At 61.4% G+C, this 2,208-nt stretch carries 2 protein-coding genes; both read left to right on the top strand.

Annotated features, from left to right (window positions below; translation table 11 throughout):
- The first annotated feature begins 108 nt into the window (after positions 1-108).
- A complete protein-coding gene (locus tag OC610_RS26110) occupies positions 109-1,356 on the top strand; it encodes an ABC transporter permease (RefSeq protein ID WP_264431950.1) in 1,248 nt (415 codons plus the stop codon).
- A 13-nt stretch (positions 1,357-1,369) separates the two neighbouring features.
- A complete protein-coding gene (locus OC610_RS26105) occupies positions 1,370-2,194 on the top strand; it encodes an ABC transporter permease (protein ID WP_181287200.1) in 825 nt (274 codons plus the stop codon).
- Positions 2,195-2,208 lie beyond the last annotated feature (14 nt).

The raw sequence follows: 2,208 nt of genomic DNA, 5'->3' as shown, positions 1-2,208 counted from the left end.
TCGCGAGCAAGCTCGCTCCCACAGGCTCTTTCATCGACCCGGGTGTTTCAACAGAACAGAGGCGGCCCCGCCGCCCCTGTAACGATAAAAAGATTTGCGGAGTTCGCCATGGCCATCGCCGTTCCACTGAACGCGGGCACCAGCCCCACCCTCAAGCAGCGGCTCAAGCGCGCCGAGCGGGTCAACCGCTGGAAGGCCCAGGCCCTGATCGCGCCGCTGGTGCTGTTTCTATTGCTGGTGTTCCTGGTGCCGATCGTCGCGCTGCTGTTCAAAAGCGTCAGCAACCCGGAAGTGGTCAGCGCCATGCCGCGCACGGTCGCTGCAGTGGCTACGTGGGACGGACGCGGTTTGCCCGGCGAGCCGGTATACAAGGCTGCCAGCGAAGACCTGGCTGAAGCCCGCAAAAATCAAACCTTGGGCGACTTGTCCAAGCGACTGAACATGGAATCGGCAGGCTATCGCAGCCTGCTGACCAAAACGGCCCGGGCGCTGCCGTTCGCGACTGAGCCCGCCTCTTATAAAGAGGCGTTGGAAGGCCTCGACGAACGCTGGGGCGATCCGGCGTACTGGCAAGTGATCCGCCGCAACACCAGTAACGTCACACCTTATTATCTGTTGGCGGCTGTCGACCACCGCATCGACGATCTTGGCGAACTGGCACCGGCCACCCCCGACCAGGCGATCTACCTGGACATCTTCACCCGTACTTTCTGGATGGGCCTGGTCATCACCGCGATTTGCCTGGTCCTTGCCTATCCATTGGCCTATCTGCTGGCGAACCTGCCGTCGCGCCAGAGCAACCTGTTGATGATCCTGGTGCTGCTGCCGTTCTGGACTTCGATCCTGGTGCGAGTGGCGGCGTGGATCGTGCTGCTGCAGTCCGGTGGGTTGATCAACAGCGCGTTGATGGCCATGGGCGTCATCGATAAACCGCTGGAGCTGGTGTTCAACCGCACCGGCGTCTACATCTCGATGGTCCATATCCTGCTGCCGTTCATGATCCTGCCGATCTACAGCGTGATGAAGGGCATCTCGCCCACCTACATGCGTGCCGCGATTTCCCTGGGCTGCCACCCGTTCGCCAGTTTCTGGCGGGTCTACTTTCCCCAGACCTATGCCGGTGTCGGCGCCGGTTGCCTGTTGGTATTCATCCTTGCCATCGGCTACTACATCACCCCGGCGCTGTTGGGCAGCCCGAACGATCAGATGGTCAGTTACTTCGTCGCGTTCTACACCAACACCAGCATCAACTGGGGCATGGCCACGGCGCTCGGCGGGCTGCTGTTGCTCGCGACCATCGTGCTTTATCTGATTTACAGCTGGCTGGTGGGCGCCAGTCGCCTGCGCCTGAGCTAAGGGGAGATCTGAAATGCTGAGTCCTTACATGTCCCCCGTCGAGCGGGTGTGGTTCTACAGCTTGCGCATACTCTGCGGGCTGATCCTGTTGTTCCTGATCCTGCCGGTACTGGTGATCATCCCGTTGTCGTTCAACTCCGGCAGCTTCCTGGTTTACCCGCTGCAAGGTTTTTCGCTGCAGTGGTACCACGATTTCTTCGCTTCGGCGGAATGGATGCGGGCCCTGAAGAACAGCATCATCGTCGCCCCGGCAGCGACGCTGTTGGCGATGGTGTTTGGCACATTGGCCGCCATCGGACTGACTCGCGGCGATTTCCCTGGCAAGGCGTTGGTGATGGCGCTGGTGATTTCCCCGATGGTGGTGCCGGTGGTGATCATCGGCGTGGCGAGCTACCTGTTTTTCGCACCACTGGGCATGGGTAACAGCTTCTTCTCCCTGATCATCGTCCATGCCGTGCTGGGCGTGCCGTTCGTCATCATTACCGTCTCGGCGACGTTGCAGGGGTTCAACCATAACCTGGTCCGGGCGGCCGCAAGCCTCGGGGCGTCGCCATTGACGGCGTTTCGTAGGGTAACCCTGCCGTTGATCGCGCCGGGCGTGATCTCTGGAGCGCTGTTCGCTTTCGCGACGTCGTTCGACGAGGTGGTGGTGACCCTGTTCCTGGCCGGCCCCGAGCAGGCAACGTTGCCACGGCAGATGTTCAGCGGCATCCGCGAAAACCTCAGCCCCACCATCGCCGCGGCGGCGACGCTGTTGATTGCCTTCTCGGTGATCCTGCTGCTGACGCTGGAGTGGTTGCGTGGGCGTAGCGAGAAGCTGCGGACCACCCAGGTCTGAGGCTCGCGGAAATA

Origin of the sequence: Pseudomonas agronomica (assembly GCF_025917275.1) — a bacterium.
Taxonomy (GTDB): domain Bacteria; phylum Pseudomonadota; class Gammaproteobacteria; order Pseudomonadales; family Pseudomonadaceae; genus Aquipseudomonas; species Aquipseudomonas agronomica.
The sequence above is the reverse complement of the archived record's forward strand: the minus strand, read 5'-3'. Positions and strand labels throughout refer to the sequence as shown.